Annotated in this window: 21 protein-coding genes; 12 read left to right on the forward strand and 9 right to left on the reverse strand. The window is 52.9% G+C overall.

Going from position 1 to position 20,750, the window contains the following annotated elements; translation table 11 throughout:
- Positions 1 to 5: 5 nt before the first annotated feature.
- Both SJI19_RS06100 and SJI19_RS06105 read right to left on the reverse strand, forming a co-directional pair.
- Positions 6 to 1,175 carry a sensor histidine kinase gene (locus SJI19_RS06100; RefSeq protein ID WP_323477381.1) on the reverse strand — a complete coding sequence of 390 codons (1,170 nt, stop codon included), beginning with the start codon at positions 1,173 to 1,175 and terminating at the stop codon, positions 6 to 8.
- Positions 1,172 to 1,867, reverse strand: a complete 696-nt coding sequence (locus SJI19_RS06105) for a response regulator transcription factor (RefSeq protein ID WP_323477382.1) — start codon at positions 1,865 to 1,867, stop codon at positions 1,172 to 1,174. Before SJI19_RS06105 ends, SJI19_RS06100 begins: the two co-directional genes overlap by 4 nt.
- 129 nt (positions 1,868 to 1,996) lie before the next feature.
- Between SJI19_RS06105 and SJI19_RS06110 the strand changes: the two genes are divergently transcribed.
- Positions 1,997 to 2,785 (forward strand): MipA/OmpV family protein, encoded by a 789-nt coding sequence (locus tag SJI19_RS06110; protein WP_323477383.1) that lies wholly within the window; start codon positions 1,997 to 1,999, stop codon positions 2,783 to 2,785.
- Positions 2,786 to 2,878: 93 nt separating this feature from the next.
- On the opposite strand, the gene SJI19_RS06115 is transcribed toward SJI19_RS06110, so the two are convergent.
- The 3 genes from SJI19_RS06115 to SJI19_RS06125 form a co-directional block, all read right to left on the reverse strand.
- Positions 2,879 to 3,505 (reverse strand): LysE family translocator, encoded by a 627-nt coding sequence (locus SJI19_RS06115; protein WP_323477535.1) that lies wholly within the window; start codon positions 3,503 to 3,505, stop codon positions 2,879 to 2,881.
- 293 nt (positions 3,506 to 3,798) lie between these two features.
- A complete protein-coding gene (locus SJI19_RS06120) occupies positions 3,799 to 4,236 on the reverse strand; it encodes a GNAT family N-acetyltransferase (RefSeq protein WP_323477384.1) in 438 nt (145 codons plus the stop codon).
- 56 nt (positions 4,237 to 4,292) lie between these two features.
- A complete protein-coding gene (locus tag SJI19_RS06125) occupies positions 4,293 to 5,141 on the reverse strand; it encodes a hypothetical protein (RefSeq protein WP_323477385.1) in 849 nt (282 codons plus the stop codon).
- Between the two features lie 258 nt (positions 5,142 to 5,399).
- On the opposite strand from SJI19_RS06125, the gene SJI19_RS06130 reads away from it, so the two are divergent.
- Complete coding sequence (locus SJI19_RS06130; protein WP_323477386.1) at positions 5,400 to 7,658, forward strand: molybdopterin-dependent oxidoreductase; 2,259 nt, start codon at positions 5,400 to 5,402, stop codon at positions 7,656 to 7,658.
- A gap of 64 nt (positions 7,659 to 7,722) precedes the next feature.
- Here the strand turns inward: SJI19_RS06130 and arsC are convergent, their stop codons facing one another.
- Positions 7,723 to 8,151: a glutaredoxin-dependent arsenate reductase gene (gene arsC, locus SJI19_RS06135; RefSeq protein WP_323477536.1), complete on the reverse strand. Its 429-nt coding sequence runs from the start codon at positions 8,149 to 8,151 to the stop codon at positions 7,723 to 7,725.
- 374 nt (positions 8,152 to 8,525) lie between these two features.
- Between arsC and SJI19_RS06140 the strand changes: the two genes are divergently transcribed.
- From SJI19_RS06140 to SJI19_RS06165, 6 genes are read left to right on the forward strand one after another with little or no spacing between them, the layout of a single operon-like run.
- The gene (locus SJI19_RS06140; protein ID WP_323477387.1) at positions 8,526 to 9,542 is read left to right on the forward strand and encodes a substrate-binding domain-containing protein; all 1,017 of its coding nucleotides are present in this window, start codon (positions 8,526 to 8,528) and stop codon (positions 9,540 to 9,542) included.
- 27 nt (positions 9,543 to 9,569) lie between these two features.
- On the forward strand, positions 9,570 to 10,586 hold the full coding sequence (locus tag SJI19_RS06145; protein ID WP_323477388.1) for an ABC transporter substrate-binding protein: 1,017 nt from the start codon (positions 9,570 to 9,572) through the stop codon (positions 10,584 to 10,586).
- A complete protein-coding gene (locus SJI19_RS06150) occupies positions 10,586 to 11,476 on the forward strand; it encodes an ABC transporter permease (RefSeq protein WP_323477389.1) in 891 nt (296 codons plus the stop codon). The genes SJI19_RS06145 and SJI19_RS06150 overlap by 1 nt, the downstream gene beginning before the upstream one ends.
- Positions 11,473 to 12,261 carry an ABC transporter permease gene (locus SJI19_RS06155; protein WP_323477390.1) on the forward strand — a complete coding sequence of 263 codons (789 nt, stop codon included), beginning with the start codon at positions 11,473 to 11,475 and terminating at the stop codon, positions 12,259 to 12,261. The genes SJI19_RS06150 and SJI19_RS06155 overlap by 4 nt, the downstream gene beginning before the upstream one ends.
- Positions 12,258 to 13,232, forward strand: coding sequence for an ABC transporter ATP-binding protein (locus SJI19_RS06160; RefSeq protein WP_323477391.1), 975 nt, complete (start codon positions 12,258 to 12,260; stop codon positions 13,230 to 13,232). Before SJI19_RS06155 ends, SJI19_RS06160 begins: the two co-directional genes overlap by 4 nt.
- A gap of 18 nt (positions 13,233 to 13,250) precedes the next feature.
- Complete coding sequence (locus tag SJI19_RS06165) at positions 13,251 to 14,081, forward strand: phosphodiesterase (RefSeq protein ID WP_323477392.1); 831 nt, start codon at positions 13,251 to 13,253, stop codon at positions 14,079 to 14,081.
- 466 nt (positions 14,082 to 14,547) lie between these two features.
- Here SJI19_RS06165 and hha read toward each other — a convergent pair whose 3' ends face one another.
- Both hha and SJI19_RS06175 read right to left on the reverse strand, forming a co-directional pair.
- Entirely contained in the window at positions 14,548 to 14,751 is a 204-nt protein-coding gene (gene hha, locus SJI19_RS06170) for a hemolysin expression modulator Hha (RefSeq protein ID WP_323477393.1), read from the reverse strand.
- Positions 14,752 to 15,145: 394 nt separating this feature from the next.
- Positions 15,146 to 16,093 (reverse strand): LysR family transcriptional regulator, encoded by a 948-nt coding sequence (locus SJI19_RS06175; protein ID WP_323477394.1) that lies wholly within the window; start codon positions 16,091 to 16,093, stop codon positions 15,146 to 15,148.
- Between the two features lie 48 nt (positions 16,094 to 16,141).
- Here SJI19_RS06175 and SJI19_RS06180 point away from each other — a divergent pair, with 48 nt between their 5' ends.
- The 4 genes from SJI19_RS06180 (at position 16,142) to SJI19_RS06195 (ending at position 19,997) form a co-directional block, all read left to right on the forward strand.
- The gene (locus SJI19_RS06180; protein ID WP_323477395.1) at positions 16,142 to 17,137 is read left to right on the forward strand and encodes an aldo/keto reductase; all 996 of its coding nucleotides are present in this window, start codon (positions 16,142 to 16,144) and stop codon (positions 17,135 to 17,137) included.
- A gap of 98 nt (positions 17,138 to 17,235) precedes the next feature.
- Entirely contained in the window at positions 17,236 to 18,600 is a 1,365-nt protein-coding gene (locus SJI19_RS06185; RefSeq protein ID WP_323477396.1) for a sodium:proton antiporter, read from the forward strand.
- A gap of 310 nt (positions 18,601 to 18,910) precedes the next feature.
- Complete coding sequence (locus tag SJI19_RS06190; protein WP_323477397.1) at positions 18,911 to 19,408, forward strand: MarR family winged helix-turn-helix transcriptional regulator; 498 nt, start codon at positions 18,911 to 18,913, stop codon at positions 19,406 to 19,408.
- Positions 19,409 to 19,502: 94 nt separating this feature from the next.
- Positions 19,503 to 19,997, forward strand: a complete 495-nt coding sequence (locus SJI19_RS06195; protein ID WP_323477398.1) for a GNAT family N-acetyltransferase — start codon at positions 19,503 to 19,505, stop codon at positions 19,995 to 19,997.
- A 128-nt stretch (positions 19,998 to 20,125) separates the two neighbouring features.
- On the opposite strand, the gene SJI19_RS06200 is transcribed toward SJI19_RS06195, so the two are convergent.
- The gene (locus SJI19_RS06200; RefSeq protein ID WP_323477399.1) at positions 20,126 to 20,683 is read right to left on the reverse strand and encodes a GNAT family N-acetyltransferase; all 558 of its coding nucleotides are present in this window, start codon (positions 20,681 to 20,683) and stop codon (positions 20,126 to 20,128) included.
- Positions 20,684 to 20,750: the final 67 nt, after the last annotated feature.

The raw sequence follows: 20,750 nt of genomic DNA on the forward strand, positions 1-20,750 counted from the left end.
ATCGTTTAGTTGGGCGGTAAATGCACGGTAATCAACAGCCCGCCGTTTGCCGGAAGCGTTGCCACTAGGCTACCGCCATGCGCCACACCAATAGCCCGGGCAATCGATAACCCCAGCCCGCTACCGCCTGAATGACGCCCACGTGAAGACTCTGCTCGGGTAAAACGCTCAAACATGATGGGGAGGAAATCAGCAGGCACCCCCGGACCATTATCCTGAAAGGTCATCTCGTATCCGCCGCGTTGCGGGCAGATATTGACATTCAGATACCCACCTTCCGCGGCATAGCGCAGCGCATTTTCCATCAGAATGGTAAACATCTGGCCCAGCCGAAAAGCATCGCCTACATAACGACAAGGCGTTGCCGCCGTCACGGTAATCACCATGGCGCACGCTTGAGCCTGTGGCCTGAGCCAGCTAGCCCGTTCCTGCAGCAGCTCTGCCAGATTCAGCGTATTGTGGTCGAGAGTGAGTTGACCGGCATCCGCTAACGACAGTAGATGCAAATCCTCGGTCAGCCGACTGAGCAGTTGAAGTTGTTTCATGACCATTTCCAACTGTTGCGGCTCCAACCGAAACACACCATCAAGCATGCCCTGCATCCGGCCAATAGCAGCGGTAAGCGGGGAGCGCAGTTCGTGCGCCATTGCCACATGCGAGGCATGCAGTTCCCGTTCATAACGCGCGAGCTGCAGTGTCATCGTATTGAAATCGTCAGTGAACCGAGCAAGCTCTATCGGTGCATTTTTTACCAACCCAGCCCGGATAGTGAATTCACCTCGGGATACCGCCCGTGCGGCGGTGGCCAGATTAATAAACTGTGCCGAAAGCGGTCGGGCGGCATACAGCCCCAGCACGACGATAAAAGGAATGATCACCAGCACCAGCACGCCGACCATAATCCAATCAGCTGACATGATCGAGGGCACTGAGTACCAGATCCCCCAACGCTCATCCATGATCTGATGGAATAAGGCGGGATCAAGTTCTGGACGATCGCGTAGCGTTAAAAACGCCGTTTTCACCGCCGGTGGCATGTGATAGATGATCCACATGTTTTGGAGGTTGAAACGCAGCCACATGCAAAGCGCAATCGCAATAACGGAACCAATGGCCAGCGTCAAAATACGCACGCAAATCCAGCGCCAAAGAGATTGATTTTGCACATTATTCATGGCTGTCTAAACCTGTATCCTACGCTGCGGACGTTTAACAAAATGTTATGTATACCCGCCAATTCCAGCTTTTTTCGCACATTGTAAATGTGCGTATCTACCACGCGTTCCAGGGCCTCACTTTCTGGCAAGCACAGTTCCAACAGATGCTGGCGTGAGAGGGGACGTGTTGGTGTGCGCATCAACGTGGTTAACAAGCTGAACTCGGTAGGGGTTAATTCAGGTCTTGACTGACGTCCTGACGCATCAGTCACTGTGACCGTCAGTGATTCGGTATCGACTTCAAGCCCTTGCCAACGAAGCTGCTTGACCCGCTCACCAGGCGGCGAGATACGCCGCAGCACCGCCTGGACGCGTGCGATGACTTCACCGGGATTGTAGGGTTTCACCACATAGTCATCCGCCCCGTAGCGCAGGGCGCCGATTTTATCGTAGATGTCGCCCATCGCCGTTACCATGATGACCGGAATATCACCCGAACGCCGAATGGCCGCCAGAACTTCTGTCCCGTTCATCCCTGGTAGCATGACGTCAAGTAGCACCAGATCAGGCTTCCAGCGTTTCACCATATCCAGGCCTTTTAACCCATCATCGGCAATGGCAACCTCATAATTTTCACGGCGTAAATAGGCCTCCAGCACATCGGCCGCATCGGCATCATCTTCTATCACCAGTACACGTTTTGTCTGCATTTGGGCAACCTTGACCATTTCTTCATAAAACCCTGACAGTTTATTGATACTGCCTATTCATAATATTGCTTTGATAAACGGCGATGACTGTTTTACATGGCCAGAAACGATCCATTGATGAGGTGTACGATGATAACCAGAAAATGGGTGTTGCACATGGTTTGTCTTGCTGTTTGCGTCACGGCAATAGACGTACAAGCTGATGACGGCAGTACCACGCAGCAAAGTCTCACTGTAGGATTGGGGGCACAAAATGCCCCTCGCTATAGTGGGTCAGACAAACGTCACACTCAAATGGTTCCGATTGTTCAGGCGCAGGATGGTGCTTTTTTCCTCGATTCGGTGAAAGGTGTGGGATATGACCTGCAAAATGCCAACGGCCTCTACATTGAGAATAGTCTCGGTTATGGCTTAGGGCGTTCAGATAAGGATTCCAGTTGGCGAGACGGTACTGATAAATTGAAAGGCATGGGCAATATCGACGCTACGGTTAATACGTCCGTGGCGCTGGGATGGATGGCGACGCAGTGGCTTACGCTGGAAGGCAGGGCAACGCTTCCGCTCAGTGATGGACAGGGTGTCCAGTATCGTACGTCGGTTACGCTCATTGCGCTGCAAAATGACAGTGACACGATCGCACTACAGGTGTCTGGGTTGTTTGGCGACGGGCGCTACATGAATACTTTTTACGGCGTGAATGACCAGCAACGTGTGCAGTCTGGCTATACCCGTTATCGTGCTGCGGGCGGTTTTTATGGCGTGGACAGTAACCTGGCCTGGAGTCATCAGTTCACACCACATTGGGGATCTGCACTCAGTGCAGGTTATACCTGGCTTGGCGATCATGCAGCCAACAGCCCGATTGTGTTCGAGCGTAATCAGACGACAGTGACGGCAGCCGTCACCTATCACTTTTGAGTTTTCTTGGATCAAACACCTGCAATCTGATCTGATTGCAGGTTACTCTGTTTTATCCCGTTGCAGCACACTCGCGCTATCCAGCGGGTGACATTACTTACTGCTTAATATCAGTTTTAAACCCAGTAACCCCATCACACCACCTGCGGTGCAATCAACCAGCGTTTTAACCCGAAGATACGCGTTTCGCGGTTTTTCGGACGATAGCACCAATGCCACCATGGAATACCAGCCGGCATCGACGCAGAAAGTCGCCAGCGGTATCACCGCATAAAAATAGGGTGGAATCTGCTGCGGTAACAATGCCGAAAACACACCGGCAAACACGATAGCCGTTTTCGGGTTGCTCAGTTGCGTAAACAAACCAAAAATATAGGCTTGCCACAGTGAGATAGAGGCCGTTTGGTTCGACGTTAGCCCGTGCAGTGGCTGGCGCGCCGAGCGTAAAATGTTGGATGCAAGCAAGATGAGATAAACCCCACCGACAATTTTTAATAACCAAAACGCCACGGGAACCGCGCTAAATACCGCCTGTAAACCCAGCAAGGCAAAAATTGAAAAGATGAATGCCCCCGACCCCATGCCTAGCGCCGTGGCAAATCCATGCCGCCGGGATAAGGACATTGCATTTCTGGCCACAAAGATAAAACTTGGCCCTGGACTCACCGCGCCCGCCGCTAATGCACCGGTGATGGTAATGAGTGACAGATAAGCTTGCATCATAACCTCGTTTTTTTGGCGATGGATAAAATACATTAGTTTTATGACGTTTCAGGATATTGTGGAGCATGCTTTCTGAGCAGCCATACGATAAGCAACACGCTAAGGGGTAATCCATGAAAAATAACAATCACCACCGCGGGTGAAAACCACACGTAAAACGGGGTGACAATCAACATGCCAATACCGAAACCAGTCATTTGCATCAGGGTCAATAAACTAAAATGTGCTTATGCTCCATCGTTGATATGTCCTACCCCGCCAATTTATCGTGCTGATGGTAGAGAACCGCATCAGGGTACAATTTTTAGTGATTTACATAAATATTTTGGCGACTCCGCATAACCCTGCCTGCCATAAAACCGGTGAGCATCGGTTCGACGGGAATGGCAGTGCACCTCAATGCGGTCACAACCGCGTTGTCTGGCCATGTGGACCGCGTGCTCTTCGAGCGCTTTACCCGTGCCTTTTCCTCTGGTTTCGCCACTGACGCACAGATAGCTAATGCGGCAAAAATCACCGGCAAGCGCAAGTTGAGGGATAAAATGTAAGGAAATGACCCCGGTAACCACCTCGTTTTCTACAGATACCAGCAACCTTTCATCAGGGTGGTTTATAAGTTGTAGCAACCTGTCCTTGATAAAATCATCGGTGCCAGGGTAATCAAGGGCTTCGAGCAGGCTAACGATTGCCGGTGCATCGGTTATCTGTGCGTCACGGATGGCATGCATTGAGTGTACCTTGCCTGGGTTAGGTTAATGGATGTGAAAAGGACATATTCCGTATATTAGGTTTTTTGCGCAAGTACCACGCTAAGTACCTTGCCAACCTCAGAGGGACTAAAACCCGCATCAACCAGTGCTGCCTGTAAGGCTAACCGATCCAGAACAGTCGCGGGCAATAGCCGCAACGACAGTGCCGGCAGGTGGTCAATGACGTCGATAAACGCCTCATGGGCGGTCAATCCATCATGGCTAACCCGCTGGCAAAGCAGGCGATAGAATAATTCAGCCGAGTTCATGATGACCCCGGCGTCGATCAGTACCGTGATCAGGCTACGGCAGGTGTCGTTCTCTAGCGGATGGCCCTGTGGGCGTGGTAATAGCAGCACCTGGCGCTCAAACTCGCGGCAGTCCTTGAGGAACCGTTCACGTTGAACCAAAGAGAGTCCTGACACTTGGGGAATGGCCCTCGGGTTAAGCCAGTTGATATCCTCTGATGGCGTGATCTGTGCCGAAGTGGTGCGTAATTGCACCACCGCGAGGTTCAATGCGTCCCAGATTGGCCAAGAAGAGACGGGTACTTGCACACGAATTTTAGGGAAACATACCGTGAATTCCATTGACGCGCTGTCCGCTTGAGCGAATGCCTCTGACGCGACCGGTATACCTGCATAAATATCCAGATTAATTTGCATGTAATGTTCGCGCAAAGGTGCTAGCAATAACCACAATGCGACTATAGCTGTCTCATGGTGAATATCACATGGCTGTGGAGGGTAGAGGGGTTTTCCATTATCAATCAGATCTTTCAAATGCAGTACAATTTGGGCGTTTAGGGTCGTGTGGTAGCGCTGGCAGATATCGTCAGCGCATTTTTTAATATCATTATCAATGCGGATAGTGAGTGTACCCATTGGGTTGCCCTCATAGTAGCTGCAAAAATCTTACGCCAAGAGAACGGTATAGCATTTATCGGTGCTGACGTGATAGGTTTTCATGGCAGTTTTTTCAGATTTTTCTGAATCCATCACCTTCGCCCTACGACCCGTCTTCACCCTCATTTTATGCGCAAAGTGATGTTGGAATCCATCGACGTTTTTCCCACTGCGTGATTGGGAAAGCATCTGATTCAGTATATTATTCAGTTTGCTAATGATTACCCTGAGGTTGTCATGTCGATTAAGCGTTATCCACACCTTGCGCATTGGGGCGCGTTTACCGCCGTGGTAGACGACGGTAAATTGATTCGCTGCGAGCCTTTTGCCCACGATACGTCCCCCTCGGCAATGCTCGATTCTATTGTCCCGCTGGTCTATTCCGATCTGCGGATTCGCCGCCCCGCGGTGCGCCGTTCGTGGCTGCAAAAACGAGAAAACAGCGACCGTTCTCTGCGGGGCAAAGAAGAGTTTGTTGAAATTGACTGGGATCTGGCGCTGGACCTGGTGGCTCAAGAGAACCGCCGGGTTCGCGAGCAGTATGGCGCCGATGGGTTATTCGCCGGGTCTTATGGTTGGTCATCCGCCGGGCGTTTCCATCATGCCCGCTCCCAGGTACGCCGTTTTTATTTTTCCGGCGGCGGGGCGGTTGATCAACAGGGCAACTACAGTTGGGGCGCCGCGCAGTTTTTCTTACCTTATGTCATTGGCACCTTTCATCCGTTGACCGGCAAAGTCACCGAGTGGCGCAGTGTCGCCGAGCACTGTGATATTTTGCTGGCTTTCGGCGGGCTGGCGCTAAAAAATGCGCAGGTTGCCTCCGGGGGCGCTGGGCAACATACGCTAAAACCGGCGCTGGAGAAGTTGGTAGCCAAAGGCATACCGGTGATTAACATCAGTCCGATGCGTGACGATTGTCCGGCGTTTGTCAACGCTGAATGGATCCCTGTCCGCCCCAATACCGATGTGGCGCTGATGTTGGCGTTGGCATATGAGATCCAACGGCTGGGCGCTGACGATAAAGATTTCCTGCAGCATTATTGTGTGGGCTACGAACAGCTGACCGATTACCTGCAAGGGCGAGGGGATGGCATTGCCAAAACGCCACATTGGGCCAGCGCGATCACGGGCATTCCGGCAACGCGCATCGAACGTTTGGCGCGACAGCTCATCGGGGTGCGCAGTTTTATCACCTGTTCTTATTCCATTCAGCGCGCGCATCGGGGTGAGCAACCTTACTGGATGATGATTGCGCTTTCCTCCATGCTCGGACAGGTGGGTTTGCCGGGCGGTGGTTTCTCGTTCGGACAGGGTTCGATGAACTGCGTAGGCAATGAACGTATCGCCACGCCGGCCCCGGCGTCACCCTCCAGCCTCAACGCCGGGCAAGCGATACCCGTCGCGCGCATCGCCGACATGCTGTTGCATCCGGGAACCGCCTACACCTTTGATGGGCAAACGCACACTTATCCCGATATTCATCTGATTCATTGGGCCGGGGGCAATCCGTTCCATCATCATCAGCAGTTGAATCGGCTGGTTGAGGGTTGGCGTAAGCCGGATACCGTCATCGTACAGGATATTGTCTGGACACCGGCGGCAAGGATGGCGGATATCGTTTTGCCGGTCACCACTACCCTGGAACGTAATGATATCGGCGGGTCTTCCCGCGATCGTTTCATTTTTGCCATGCATCAGGCGATCCCCCCTCAGCACCAAGCGCGTAATGACGTTGATATTTTCAGCGAGCTGGCTCAGCGGCTAGGCCATCGGGACACCTTCACGCAAAATCGCACTGAGCGGCAATGGCTGGAGACGTTGTTTGCGGATTGCGCGGCCAAGCAGCACGCCGCGGCATCCTCCTGGCCGTCATTTGATGAGTTTTGGCAACAGGGGTATGTTGAAATTCCAATGGATGAACAGCCGTTTGTCTTTTTTGAGGATTTCCGTCACGACCCACAGGCGCACGCGCTTAATACCCCCAGTGGCAAAATCGAGTTATACAGTTCGTCCATTGCCGGTTATGGTTATCCTGACTTTGCGCCCCATCCGCAATGGCGTGAGCCCATTGAATGGTTGGGATCGCCCGTGGCGAAAACCTGGCCTTTGCATTGTATTTCCATCCAGCCCGCCGATCGACTCCACAGCCAACTGGCAAAAACGCCCCAGGTGGCGGCCAATAATACTGCCGGTAAAGAGACGCTTTATATGCATCCGCAGGATGCGGCCGCGCGGCAGATTACCGATCGCTCACGGGTGGAAGTCAGAAACGACCGCGGCCGTATTTATGCCGGGGTACAGATTACCGATGGTGTGACCCCGGGGGTGGTAATCATGTCCACCGGTGCCTGGTTTGACCCCGGTTTTGGCCAGAAAACCTGGCACGACGTTGAGCAATCAGGCAATGTCAACGTACTGACCTTGGATATCGGTTCGTCGCCATTGACCCAAGGGCCTAATGCCATGAGCTGCCTGGTGGACGTGGTACGGGTTTAGCCAAACCCACCACGCACTGGCTGGCCGCCGGGGCAATATCATTGCCCCGGCGGCCAATGCGCCGTTATTTTGTCACCCGGCGGCCATTGGCATCAACAACCACTTCGCCATCCTCTTTAGCAAACGCGCCTTGCGGTGCGTCAGGCAGAATATCCAGCACCTGTTCCGAGGGGCGGCATAGTTTGGTGCCCAACGGGGTGACGACGATCGGGCGATTGATCAAGATCGGGTGCGCCAGCATAAAATCCACTAACTGCTCATCGGTCCATTTATCGTCCTCCAGCCCCAATTGTGTATAAGGCTCGACATTTTTGCGCAGCAGCGCCCGTGGGGTCATGCCCATATCGGCGATCAGTGTGGTGAGTTGTTCACGATGTGGTGGGGTATCGAGGTAAAAGATAATGTCCGGTTCCACACCGCTGTTGCGGATAAGTGCCAGGGTATTACGCGAGGTACCGCAGGCAGGATTATGGTAAATCGTAACATTGCTCATAATAGTGCTCTCTTTTAAATTGGCCTGCTGTAGCATCCCAGCCGGCGGATAACGGAAAAAACGATGCAAACTATCGGGATAAACGCCAAACCAGCCACTCCCTGCCAGGCTATCACGTTGCATCATGACACCGTCCTTCAATTAACTCTGTTTTTTCGCCTATCACATAGCAAAATGTTAAACCGTTAATCTCACGGCGTCTTACCCCCCCCACGGTTGCCGTGCCGCGTTCGACACGTTGTTCCGGTGCCGTGATGTTATCTTTTATCCACATTCAGCCGCCACTAAACGTCATTTCGCTGTCATCTCAGCGTCATTGTTGCTTGTTATTTTCCCAGCAATGAGATCGATCTCATTTTGGAGAATGATACGTTATGACCGATTTAAGCAGCGTGGCCAAAATGGCGGGTGTATCACGCGCTACCGCGGCCCGGGCCTTTTCAGCACCAGAACTGTTGCGTCCGAATACCCTCGATCGCGTGCTTGCCGCGTCACAGCAATTGGGCTTTCGCCCTAATCGGGTGGCTCAGCAGTTACGCACCCAATCAACACGTATCATCGGTGTGCTGATCCCAACGCTAAGCAACCCGGTGTTTGCTGAACAGTTGCAGGCCATGGAGAGCGCTGCACAGCAGCTCGGTTATTCGTTACTGGTGGCCACCACCGATTATCAACCGGAGCAAGAGGCCGCTATGGTCGAAAGTATGCTGCGCCAGCGGGTGGACGGACTGATCCTCACCGTTGCCGATGCGGATAATAGCGTGGTCCTGGCGCAACTGACCCACGAAAAGGTGCCGGTGGTATTGGTGCATAACCCGGCCCATCACACCACTATCCCCGCCATTGGTGTGGACAACTACCGGGCAATGTACGAGGTGACGACCTATCTGCAGGATCTGGGCCATTGCCATATCGGCATGCTGACCGGCCCAATCTGGCAGTCTGATCGCGCACGGCTGCGTTACCAAGGTTATCAGCAGGCAATGACGGACCGTGGGCAACAGGCGTTGCCCGCAATCGAAATGCCAACCCACACCCGCACCAGTTTTAACGTGCTGCTGCCCTACTTGCAGGGCCGTTTTGGGCTAACCGCCTTACTTTGCTCCAACGATTTGCTGGCGCTCAGTGCCATTGGTGGACTGACTCGAGCCGGTTATCAGGTACCAGAGCAGGTCTCGGTTGTCGGTTTTGATGGCATTGAACTGGGCCGACATGTGTTCCCGTCTTTGTGTTCGGTGGTGCAACCGCGAGACGAACTGGGGCGCTGCGCCATTGCCACCTTGATGTTGTTATTAGACGGACAGCCGCCAGCGTCATCGGTGGTTGCCCATTATTTACGGCTGGGAGAAAGCATGAGTCCTCCTGCGGCCAACACCCCTCATGATCGTTAACCTTCAACCAACCTGCCAGGAAATCAGATGAAAAACATTCAATTAGCACATTTTGGCTCGGCGGTGTTATTGCTGGGGGCCAGTCTTGCGGCCCACAGTGCGCCGACGCAGCATGCCGTTTGCTACAATTGCCCGCCGGAATGGGCTGACTGGGGTACCCAACTACAGGCGATTGCCAAAGATACCGGCATCCAGGTTCCCCAAGATAACAAGAACTCCGGTCAATCACTGGCTCAGCTGGTGGCGGAAAAGGATAATCCCGTTGCCGATGTGGTGTACTACGGTGTGACGTTCGGTATCCAAGCCGCAAAATCGGGCGTGGTGGCCGCCTATAAACCCGCGTTGTGGGATCAGATTCCGGCGGGGATGAAGGATCCGGACGGTAAATGGGTGGCGCTGCATTCAGGCACCATGGGGCTGATGGTGAATGTCGACGCGTTGGGCGGGTTGCCGGTGCCGCAATCATGGGCTGACCTGTTAAAACCTGAATATAAAGGCATGGTCGGTTATCTGGATCCGTCCAGCGCCTTTGTGGGTTACGTTGGCGCCGTGGCGATCAATTTGGCCGAAGGCGGCAATCTGAATGATTTCACTCCCGCCATCCATTATTTCCAAAAACTTTCGGCCAACGCGCCGATTGTGCCGAAACAAACCGCCTATGCGCGGGTGTTATCCGGCGAGATCCCCATTCTGCTGGATTACGATTTTAACGCCTACCGAGCCAAATACAAAGATCACGCCAATATTGCGTTTGTGATCCCTAAAGAAGGGTCGGTGACGGTGCCGTATGTGATCAGTCTGGTGAAAAATGCGCCGCACATGGCTAACGGTAAAAAAGTGATCGATTATGTGCTTTCCGATCGCGGTCAGGCTATTTGGGCCAACGCGTATCTTCGGCCGGTACGTACCAGTGCCATCTCTGCGCAGGCCAAATCACATTTCTTGCCGGACAGTGACTATAAGCGTGCGCGAACGGTCAATTATCAGCAGATGGCTGACGCGCAAAAAGCCTTTTCAGCCCGGTATCTTAGCGAGGTGAAGTAATGCCCGTTCGGCAACATACCACCACACCGTCTGCCTGGTTAGGGGCGGTGTGCACCGGGCGACGCAGGTGGTGCTTATCCCCTGCGGCCACGTTAACGCTGGTGCCTGCGCTGGTGTTCTTTTGCGCCTTCTGGTTGCTGCCGTTTTGCTACCTGATTGCCTTAGGAAGTATGCCAGACAACAGTTCAGGTCTGAATGCCTACTGGACCATACTGACCCGCCCGCGTTATCTGATTAGCCTGGGGGTCACCGCACTACTTTCGCTGCTGGTCTCGGTGGCCGCGGTGGGCGTGGCGGGGATCATCGGCTGTTTCCTCGCACGCAACAAGTTTCCTGGCAAGTCGCTGTTGTTAGCGATTTTGACCTTTCCTTTGGCCTTTCCAGGGGTGGTGGTGGGGTTCTTGGTGATCATGCTGGCCGGGCGGCAGGGCATGTTTGCCCAGATTGGACTGGCCTTGTTCGGTGAGCGCTGGACGTTTGCCTATTCACTGGGGGGACTGTTTGTGGGGTATCTCTACTTCTCGATTCCCCGGGTGATTATGAGCCTGATGGCAGCCTGTGAAAAATTGGATATCAGCCTGGAGGAAGCCGCGCAGTCGCTCGGGGCCGGTACCTGGCGTATTACCTGGGACGTGATTGTTCCGGGCATCGGTCCAGCGCTGCTGTCTACCGGCGCCATCTGTTTTGCCACCAGCATGGGGGCATTTGGTACCGCCTTTACCTTGGGTACCCGGCTCGACATCTTGCCGTTGGATATTTACGGTGAATTCACCAATTATGCCAACTTTGCCACCGCCGCGGCGCTGTCAGTGCTATTAGGTGCGGTGACCTGGCTGGTCTTGGCGTTGGCGCGTCGTTTGTCGTCCACTGGTTTGGGATCCGGGGTATGAAAAGACCGGTACTGTTTTACAGCCAATTAACGTTCACCCTGGTGGTGTGCGTATTTATGATCGTACCGGTATTGATGTCGATGTTGGCCGGTGTGACGGAAAATTATTTTATCGGTCTACGCAGCGGCCTGACCCTACGTTGGCTAATCCAGGTGTGGCAGATGTATTCGGGCACGTTCTGGCTCTCTTTGTATCTGGCGTTGTCGTGTTTGCTGTGCACGTTGTTGCTCGGGGTGCCTGCGGCCTACGGTCTGCTTAAATCCCGCCAACGTCTGGCTCACCTGATTGAAGAATGCCTGTTATTGCCGGTGGCCATACCAGGATTGGCCACTGCACTCGGACTGCTTATCGTTTATGGCCGGTTCCATGGGCTGCGGGCCAGTTGGTTGTTTATCTTGATTGGCCATGTGCTGTTTACCTTGCCGTTCATGATTCGCCCGGTCTTGTCGGTGATGCGCGCGATAGACCTATTGCGCATGGAAGAAGCGGCAGCCAGCCTGGGTGCCGGTTTTGTTCACCGCTTTTTCACCGTGGTGGTACCAAACTGCGTCAGCGGCATTCTTGCCGGCGCCTGCATGGTGGTCACACTGTCCATCGGCGAATTTAACATTACCTGGATGCTGCATACCCCACTGACCAAAACACTACCGGTGGGGCTGGCGGACAGTTATGCATCGATGCGTCTTGAGGTTGGTTCGGCTTATACCTTGATTTTCCTGATGATGATTGTCCCATTGCTGTTGGCGATGCAATGGCTGGGCAAAACCCGAGAGAAACCGTTATGACACAACCTGTTGCCATCCAATTACGCCATTGTTCCCGTATGTTTTCCCATGACAGGGTGGCATTACATCCCCTTGATTTGGCGATTCACCCCGGTGAAACCCTGGTACTGCTCGGGCCTTCCGGGTGCGGTAAAACCACCACACTGCGCATTATCAGTGGGCTGGAAACCACCGATCCCGGCGGTGAAATCTGGTTTGATGATCGTAATGTGACCCACTTGCCGATAGAGAAACGCAATGTGGGTATGGTATTCCAAAATTATGCCCTGTTTCCCAATCTAAACGTGGCGCAAAACGTCGCTTATGGGCTAAAAATCCTGCGGATGCCGGAAAAGGAGACGCGTAAACGCGTGACGCAAATGTTGGAGATGGTCGACTTGGCCGCGTTTGCCGATCGTCCGGTCCAGGGGCTTTCCGGTGGACAGAAACAACGTGTTTCGTTGGCGCGGGCGATGGCGGCCCAGCCTAAAGTCTTGCTATTCGATGAGCCGCTGGCGGCGCTGGATGCCAAATTGCGCGAACGGCTGCGGGTGGATATCGGCCGTCTATTGGCGAGCCAAGGCATCACCGCGGTTTATGTTACCCATGACCAGCAGGAGGCCATGGCCTTGGGCGATCGCGTGGTGATACTGCAACATGGCCGCATTGCGCAGATAGGTACCCCGAGAGAGATCTATCATCAGCCTGCCAACACCTTTGTGGCGGACTTTATCGGGTCAGTCAACTGTGTACAACAACCCAATGGCTCGGTGCATTATTGCCGCCCGGAAGATGTGATACTGGGTTTGGCGCAGCCCGCCGCATGGCATGGCTCGGTGATCCATAGCCAATTTTTGGGCCAGAGTCAGCGGGTATTGATTGATATTGGTACCCCAACACCGCTGCTGGCAGACTGTAGCACACGTCTGATTTTTCGACCGGGACAGACAGTCGGTTTACATGTGGCGCCAGAGGCCTGGTTTTCCCTTTAATTTATCGAGATACACACCATGACTGCTCCTTTTATCATTGCCCACCTCAGCGATCTGCACATCAAAGCGGGTGGCAAATTATCGTATAAAAAGGTTGATACGCAGGCTGCGTTGTACGCGGCTATTAACACCCTCAATCAGCAGATGCCGCGTCCTGATGTGGTGGTGATCACCGGTGATCTGGTGGATTTCGGCCGTGATGATGAATACCTCACGCTGCGTCAGGCACTGAGCGCGCTCACCATGGCGTATTTTGTCATACCCGGCAATCACGATGACCGACTGGCATTGCGCCGTGCCTTTGGCGATCATGACTACCTGGCGCGGCAATCTGGATTTATCCAATGGGCGGTGAATGATTACCCGGTGCGTCTGATCGGCTTGGATTCCACCGTACCGGGCGCACCCTATGGCGAATTATGTCAGCAGCGCCTTAACTGGCTGGACGAACAACTGGCACGGGAACCTGAGAAACCGACGCTAGTGATGTTGCACCACCCGCCGTTTATCAGTGGCATTGAGCATATGGATTTACAACGACTGGCTAACGCACAGGGACTGGCGGCGGTGATCCAGCGTCATCCACAGGTTGAACGGGTGTTATGTGGCCATGTCCACCGCAATATTCAGTCGCGTTTCGCCGGTACATTGGCCTGTAGCGCTCCCGGGGTATCACATCAGGTCGCCTTTGACCTGAGCCCCGCATCGCCGGCACATTTTGTCTTGGAGCCCGCCGGATTTTTGATCCATCGCTGGTTGCCGGGGCAGGGAATGACCACACATCACTGTTTTGTCGGTGATTTTGACGGCCCTTATCCTTTTTATGATGCCAATGGGTTGATCGATTAGCAGCTAAAAAAAACCGCGTTGCATGGGCACGGGTGTACAGTTTCGGCATCTCTTGCCATATCCTTCTCAGCCAGGGGCATCGGGGTGATTGTTTTGCGAATGACTGAGTTTGGTCAGTAGATGCCATCTTATCCATGGCGCTCTGGCCATGCCGATGCGGGTAAATAATCTTGCTTAATACCTACGCTGCTTTTTAATCGGCATTTTTCATTGTTGGTCTGATGGGCACCTAACATAGATGCATTGCACCCATGATGAAAATAAATAAATTTTTATTTTGTTCAAAAAAACCATTAATTATATAGGACTTTTATTGGCAAAAAATAAGGGCAATACTAGGTGATGAACCTATGAATGGCATGAGGTCCACACATGAAATAAGATATGATAACCTAACATGAGTAGCTTGGGTTTCATAAACTACGCTTAACTCTGTGTTAACTCTGTGTTAACTCTGCGCTGTGCATTATGTCACATGCTTCCAGACTGAAGCAGGAACTTTGTCATATAACTTACCCATGGTCAGTTCTGCCAAGCGGTGGTCCGCTGCGGCCAGAAAAGTCTCAAGTTCATCCGGGGTTGAGTCGTAGCGCTTCTTCTCTATAACGCGTTCCAGCGTATCAATATTACCACAACGCCTGAGTTGCATTAACCAGTCTTGCTTTGTCATAGGGTGTCCTTTTTAGCTATTTTAAACGTAATTCTTATAAGGGTACAACGGATAAGAGTACAACGGATAAATTTAGTTTATAGAAATATCGCTACCGTTATTTTTTTTACAATTTTTGTAAAAAAAAGTAAAAATGGTAATGACATTTGGCCATTGGTGATAACCATGCATCTTAGCTAACTTTTTATTTATTTTTTTAGGATAAATTGTCTGGTGCATATTAACAAATTTTTGATGTGAAATGCACTAAATAAAGTATTCAGCATGTTTTCATTATGTATGCCTAACTGCGTTTTTAATATAGCAGTGGGGTCTGTTTTATTATTTTTTGCTATAAGATTATTCCCTAATCCATAGGATAGACAGCATCATATCATTATAGTTGTATTATCGGCTATGTGCGATAGCGGAAGAAGTCGATGAAGGCGCGCAGTGCCGGTCGCATCTGGCGTCGCGATGGGTAATAGATGTGAAAACCATCGAAAAACGGGCACCACTCTTCCATGACGACGACCAGGCGGCCCGCGCGAATATCGCTCGAGACCGTTTCTTCAAACAGGAAAGCCAGGCCGAGTCCGTCCCGCGCCGCGTGTTGTATCAATTCCTGCTGCGGCAGCAGCAGGTTACCCTTCACCTCTACGCTGATAGCGTGCCCGTCGTGTTCCAGTTCCCAGCGGTATATGCGCCCGCTCTCAAACCGGCGACGGATACAGTTATGTGCCGCCAGGTCGCGGGGATGCGTAGGTGCCGGATGTTTGGCGAAATACGCCGGTGCTCCGACGATCAGCCCACGCTGGGGACTGCCTGCGCGCACTGCGATCATGTCGGCTTCCAGACTTTCACCGAGTCTGATGCCGGCATCACAACCACTCTCGATGATATTCTCCAGAATATCCGAGGCGCGGATGTCAAGTTCGATGGCGGGATAACGCGTCGAAAACTCGGGCAGTCGGCGCATGATGAGCTCACTGACCGCGTGCAGTGGCATGGTGATCCGCAGCGGGCCCGAGGGGGAACCCGCGGCCTCGGTAACCTCCGCAAATCCTACCTCGATCTCGGCAAGCGGCCCGGCTACACGAGTGAGCAGACGTGATCCTTCCTCGGTCGGGCGTGTTGAACGGGTGGTGCGCGCCAGCAGTCGCAAGCCAAGATGCTCTTCTAGCATCGAGATGGCGTGACTGACCGCCGAAGGCGCGATGCCCAGCCGATCGGCCGCCGCACGAAAACTACCGGTCTGTGCCACGGTCACGAAAACCACGAGTTGGGACAGTTCTGTTCGATTCATTAATCTAAATAATAGATTAAGCCAATCTTGATTGCACGCCTTATCATCGTTATTCACGTCAATTATCCTGTATGCACACCTAATGGATTCAAACAGGAATATTTTATGGAATATCGTAAACTTGGAAAAATCGAGGTATCAGCCATCGGTCTCGGTTGCATGGGGCTAAGTCAGGCCTATGGCGTGCAGGACGAAGCCGACTCTATCCCGACGCTGCACCGGGCGATTGATCTCGGACTAAACTTTTTTGACACCGCTGAGGTCTATGGCCCATACCGTAACGAAATCCTGCTCGGTAAGGCACTTAAGCCCTTTCGTGATCGGGTGGTGATTGCGACCAAGTTTGGGTTCACTTACCACCGTGACCGAACCGATTTTGGTGAGATCACCGGCACCGATGGGCGCCCCGAGAACGCGCGGGCGGTGGCCGAAGCCTCGCTGAAACGACTACAAACCGAGGTGATCGACCTGTATTACCTGCACCGCGTGGATCCGGCCGTGCCCATCGAGGAAACCGTCGGTGCGATGGGTGACTTGGTAGCCCAGGGCAAGGTCCGTGCTCTCGGTCTTTCTGAAGTCTCCGCCGAGACGCTGCGTCGGGCGCATGCTGTCCATCCGATCACCGCCTTGCAGAGCGAGTATTCCCTCTGGACCCGGGATGTGGAAACCAACGGGGTGTTGGATACGTGCCGCGAGCTGGGCATCACGTTTATCCCCTTCAGCCCGCTTGGGCGGGGTTTTCTGACCGGAAAATTGCCCGCGACCAGCGAACTGGAAGCGGGCGATTTCCGCCACAAATTGCCGCGTTTCCAACCGGGTAACGTTGAGGCGAACCGACGACTGGTTACGGTGATCGAGCAACTCGCCGCGGCAAGGGAGGCCAGCGCCGCACAAGTGGCCCTCGCCTGGGTACTGGCACAGGGGAGCGATATCGTGCCAATCCCGGGTGCAAAACGCATCGCGCATCTGGAGCAGAATGCTGCTGCCGTCGATGTGGTGCTGACGGCACAGGAATGTGCTCGGCTAGAGGCGACGTTCACGCCTGAGAACATCTCAGGAGGCCGGTACTCCGCTGTGTTTGAGGCCATGGCACAAAAATAAACGACAGTCGCCACTCATGGGGTAATTTGGTCTAACCTTTAGTTATCGCATCTTTATCCAAAGACACCGCCGCAATCTGCATTTAACGGGAGGTTCTCATGAGTTTTTTGGGATGGACCGCGGTGGTGGGTGGATTTCTGCTGCTGATGTCACTGGCGTCGGGCTGGATACACCGCGGCCCGGTGACATCGTTTGGTTTGTATCTGGCAGCGGGTATCGCCTGCGGTCCTTGGGTACTGGATCTGTTGCATGTTGACATCGTCGCCCATTCAGAACTGACCGGCAAGCTGACCGAGATCGCGATGGTGGCATCACTGTTTATTACCGGCTTGAAACTGCGCATTCCTTTTCGCCATCACGGCTGGCGAATGGGTGTGCGACTCGCCTTCCCTGGCATGTTACTGACAGTGGCGGGTATCACGGTGGTAGCGCACTACCTTATTGGCCTCTCCTGGCCGATGGCGCTGGCCTTTGGGGCAATTGTCGCGCCCACCGATCCGGTTCTTGCGAGCCTTATCTCTGTCAATGATGCCAGTGATAAAGACAGTCTACGGGTTTCGCTGTCAAGCGAGGCGGGCATGAATGACGGTTCGGCGTTACCGATCCTCATGTTGGCGCTGCTGCTGATGAATTCCACTGAGCCGGTGACCTATCTGCACATCGGACATTGGGTGCTGGTTGACGTGCTCTGGGCCTTATTTGGCGGGCTAGGAATCGGTTATGTTTTGGGCCGCCTGATTGGGCTGCTTGCCACCTGCCTACGCCATGCTCAGGACGATATCGCACCGAGTGATTTTATCGCGTTGTCGCTAATAGCCCTGAGCTACGCTGCTGCACAAAGCCTTGATGCATCAGGTTTTTTAGCTGCTTTTGCCGCAGGTGTTGGCCTGCGCGGCGCAGAGTTACGAATAGCGAACCGGCATTCGCCCGAAAACATGACCGATAGCCAGCGCTATCGGCCAGCAGAAGAGTTGGTGAATCCGCATAGCCGCCACTCATTTGACGATCACGGTCCGAAAAAATCCATGGGACTGGTCGTGGGGGACGCCCTGTCATTTGGCGATACCATTGAGCGTCTGTTTGCCGCTGCCATTATTGTGTTGTTGGGTATCACGTTGTCGCGGCATTGGGAACCGATGGGATTACTGATTGCGGCGGTGTTGTTTATCGTGATTCGCCCGGCATCGGTATATATAGCCACCATCGGTGGCCGAGTCCCGCGTGCGCGGCGTCTGATGATTGGCTGGCTGGGCATCCGGGGCATCGGCAGCATCAACTATATTGCTTACGCTTATACCCACGGCATGGCGGGCGCGCAAGCCGCATACATGGTTAACATCGTCTTTACGGTGATTGTTACCAGCGTGGTTGTCCATGGTTTAACGGTAACACCGCTGTTCAACTGGCGTCAGGGTAAGCTGGCAATACGCGAAGAACAGCAAAAGCAGCAAAAGCAGCAGTGATGTTTTTCCATTAAGGGAATACCGGAATTATCGCGCATTACCCGGTTGTGCCGGCTGGCATAAATCCCACCTTTGCCCCGATAGGGTGAATAATACCTAACCATCAATGCTGGATCCGGCGGATTACATATCGAAAAAACACGCTTGGTTGAGAATCGAGGCGGCGATTTTTGTACGAGGCTACACATTCTGGCCTGAACATCACCACTGACACGAATGGCCAACGGCCCACCGGGCATATGCACGTTAAGCCGTTGTCATCCCTCTCGATATATGTAGAATGCACTTATTTACTAAAGAGGAGTGCACAGTGGCAAGTCATCATGTGCAAAAGACACGCATTGACACTCAACTTCGCGATCTTCACGGGGCTTTGCTTGAGATCATCGGGGTAATGAACCGTCCTCAACGTGATGAGGTTATGGTGCAGGAGGCGGGCATCTCTATTGATCGCGCGTTATTCCCGCTGCTGGTGTTGGTCGAGAGGTTTGGCCCCATCGGCGTTGTCGAGCTCGCCGATCGTGTAGGGCGCGACTACACCACTATCAGTCGGCAAGTTGCCAAGTTGGAGGGACTAGGGCTGGTCAATCGTCAATCAAGTGCAATAGACCGTCGGGTCCGTGAAGCGATTATCACCAAGCAAGGAAAGGTGATGACTGATCGCGTTGATGAGGCGCGCACGAGGATTGGAAAGTCGATTTTCGCCAAATGGAACGAGCAGGATGTCGACAATCTGGTACGGCTAATGTGCAAGTTTGCACACGACATTACAGACGACGCTTGGATTGAACAAATAATCAAAAAATGAATTGTGTGCTCGGGATTGACCGCTGTGGCATAAACGAAGCCAGGCAGTATCATTTGCCAATACAAAGGGTACAAAAATGACGCTAGGTATACGAATGGCTCAGCCGGATGATTCGATTGTATTGAATACACTGGGTTGTATGATCTATCGCGCTCATTTTGAGCACCTATGGGTAGCCAAACCGGAGCTGGATGCATTTCTGGAAAGCGAGTATTCCGTACCCGTGCTGGAAAAAAGCCTGGCAGATCCCGATGTACAGTGGTTTGTAGCACAGACGGATAAGCCTATTGGGTTTGCCAAACTCACATGGCGAAGTCCCCTCCAAGATACTGCTATCTCAGGCGCGCTTCTCAACAAACTTTATCTGAGTCCGCAGGAGACAGGTAAAAACTATGGGAGGTTGATGTTTGAGAAGATCGTGCAGGTTGCCCAAGAACATGGAGAAAGCTATCTGTGGTTGGAAGTCCTGGAGCAAAACAGACGCGCCCGTAAATTTTATGACTCTCTTGGTATGCGACACATTAGGAATACAACATTCACCACGCCATCACAAAGCAGCATACTGCATATATTGGGCATAGCCATCTGAGGGTTACCTCATTGTTGGTGAGTTGTCCTGGGTTATACTGAACGACAACCTCATACCGCTTGTTTCAGAGAATGTAGATGATGAATGACCTATCAAATAGGGGAGTAGCTCGTTATTGATTTAGACGGTCACTGCAGCACCCCATTGATAATGGAAGGGTTAGCGTACCATTCATCACGAGTAAGGGTAAATAGCAGGCGTGGCGATGCGTTGTTCACATCATGGATTTCTCTGACATATCTCAGGCCGGATTTCAGCAGAACGTGCTGTGATGCTCTATGATGGCTTCTGACAACTGCGGATATCTCATTGAGTGCCAATGTATCAAAACCATATCGGATTGAGTTCAACGCGAACTCCGTAGCAAGTCCTTTTCCCCAGGCATGAGTAGCAAAACGATATCCAAGATTATTGATGGTCGTATTGGCATAACTGCTGATGCTCAGCCCGCCAAAACCGATGATTTTTTCTGGGCTTTCCAGTAGCGATATGGCCCAGTTTCCGAAACCGTTGTTTGCCCAGTGGCTGACCCAGCGAGCGAGAACGGTTTGGGCATGCTTAATATCGGGATAAGGCCCGGCAGGGTTGAATGTGTTGGTCGCCGGGTCGCCATAAATTCTGAAGAGATCATCGGTATCAGATGGCCTGACCGGTCGAAGATATAGTCGTTCTGATTGAAGATGCACATTGCCCCCTTACCCATGTAGTCGCAAATGAGCTTAATGAAGGGGGGCCCTTGTGAAAGTAAAACCC

This window comes from Acerihabitans sp. TG2 (assembly GCF_035013185.1).
In the GTDB taxonomy this organism is placed as follows: domain Bacteria; phylum Pseudomonadota; class Gammaproteobacteria; order Enterobacterales; family Enterobacteriaceae; genus Acerihabitans.

Coding starts and splice junctions, on each gene's coding strand:
- SJI19_RS06185 (WP_323477396.1), top strand. CDS start 17,236: ATGAGTTTTTTGGGATGGACCGCGGTGGTGGGTGGATTTCTGCTGCTG.
- SJI19_RS06150 (WP_323477389.1), top strand. CDS start 10,586: ATGCCCGTTCGGCAACATACCACCACACCGTCTGCCTGGTTAGGGGCG.
- SJI19_RS06130 (WP_323477386.1), top strand. CDS start 5,400: ATGTCGATTAAGCGTTATCCACACCTTGCGCATTGGGGCGCGTTTACC.
- SJI19_RS06140 (WP_323477387.1), top strand. CDS start 8,526: ATGACCGATTTAAGCAGCGTGGCCAAAATGGCGGGTGTATCACGCGCT.
- SJI19_RS06120 (WP_323477384.1), bottom strand. CDS start 4,236: ATGCATGCCATCCGTGACGCACAGATAACCGATGCACCGGCAATCGTT.
- SJI19_RS06160 (WP_323477391.1), top strand. CDS start 12,258: ATGACACAACCTGTTGCCATCCAATTACGCCATTGTTCCCGTATGTTT.
- hha (WP_323477393.1), bottom strand. CDS start 14,751: ATGACAAAGCAAGACTGGTTAATGCAACTCAGGCGTTGTGGTAATATT.
- SJI19_RS06125 (WP_323477385.1), bottom strand. CDS start 5,141: ATGGGTACACTCACTATCCGCATTGATAATGATATTAAAAAATGCGCT.
- arsC (WP_323477536.1), bottom strand. CDS start 8,151: ATGAGCAATGTTACGATTTACCATAATCCTGCCTGCGGTACCTCGCGT.
- SJI19_RS06155 (WP_323477390.1), top strand. CDS start 11,473: ATGAAAAGACCGGTACTGTTTTACAGCCAATTAACGTTCACCCTGGTG.
- SJI19_RS06105 (WP_323477382.1), bottom strand. CDS start 1,867: ATGCAGACAAAACGTGTACTGGTGATAGAAGATGATGCCGATGCGGCC.
- SJI19_RS06100 (WP_323477381.1), bottom strand. CDS start 1,175: ATGAATAATGTGCAAAATCAATCTCTTTGGCGCTGGATTTGCGTGCGT.
- SJI19_RS06180 (WP_323477395.1), top strand. CDS start 16,142: ATGGAATATCGTAAACTTGGAAAAATCGAGGTATCAGCCATCGGTCTC.
- SJI19_RS06145 (WP_323477388.1), top strand. CDS start 9,570: ATGAAAAACATTCAATTAGCACATTTTGGCTCGGCGGTGTTATTGCTG.
- SJI19_RS06115 (WP_323477535.1), bottom strand. CDS start 3,505: ATGCAAGCTTATCTGTCACTCATTACCATCACCGGTGCATTAGCGGCG.
- SJI19_RS06165 (WP_323477392.1), top strand. CDS start 13,251: ATGACTGCTCCTTTTATCATTGCCCACCTCAGCGATCTGCACATCAAA.
- SJI19_RS06195 (WP_323477398.1), top strand. CDS start 19,503: ATGGCTCAGCCGGATGATTCGATTGTATTGAATACACTGGGTTGTATG.
- SJI19_RS06110 (WP_323477383.1), top strand. CDS start 1,997: ATGATAACCAGAAAATGGGTGTTGCACATGGTTTGTCTTGCTGTTTGC.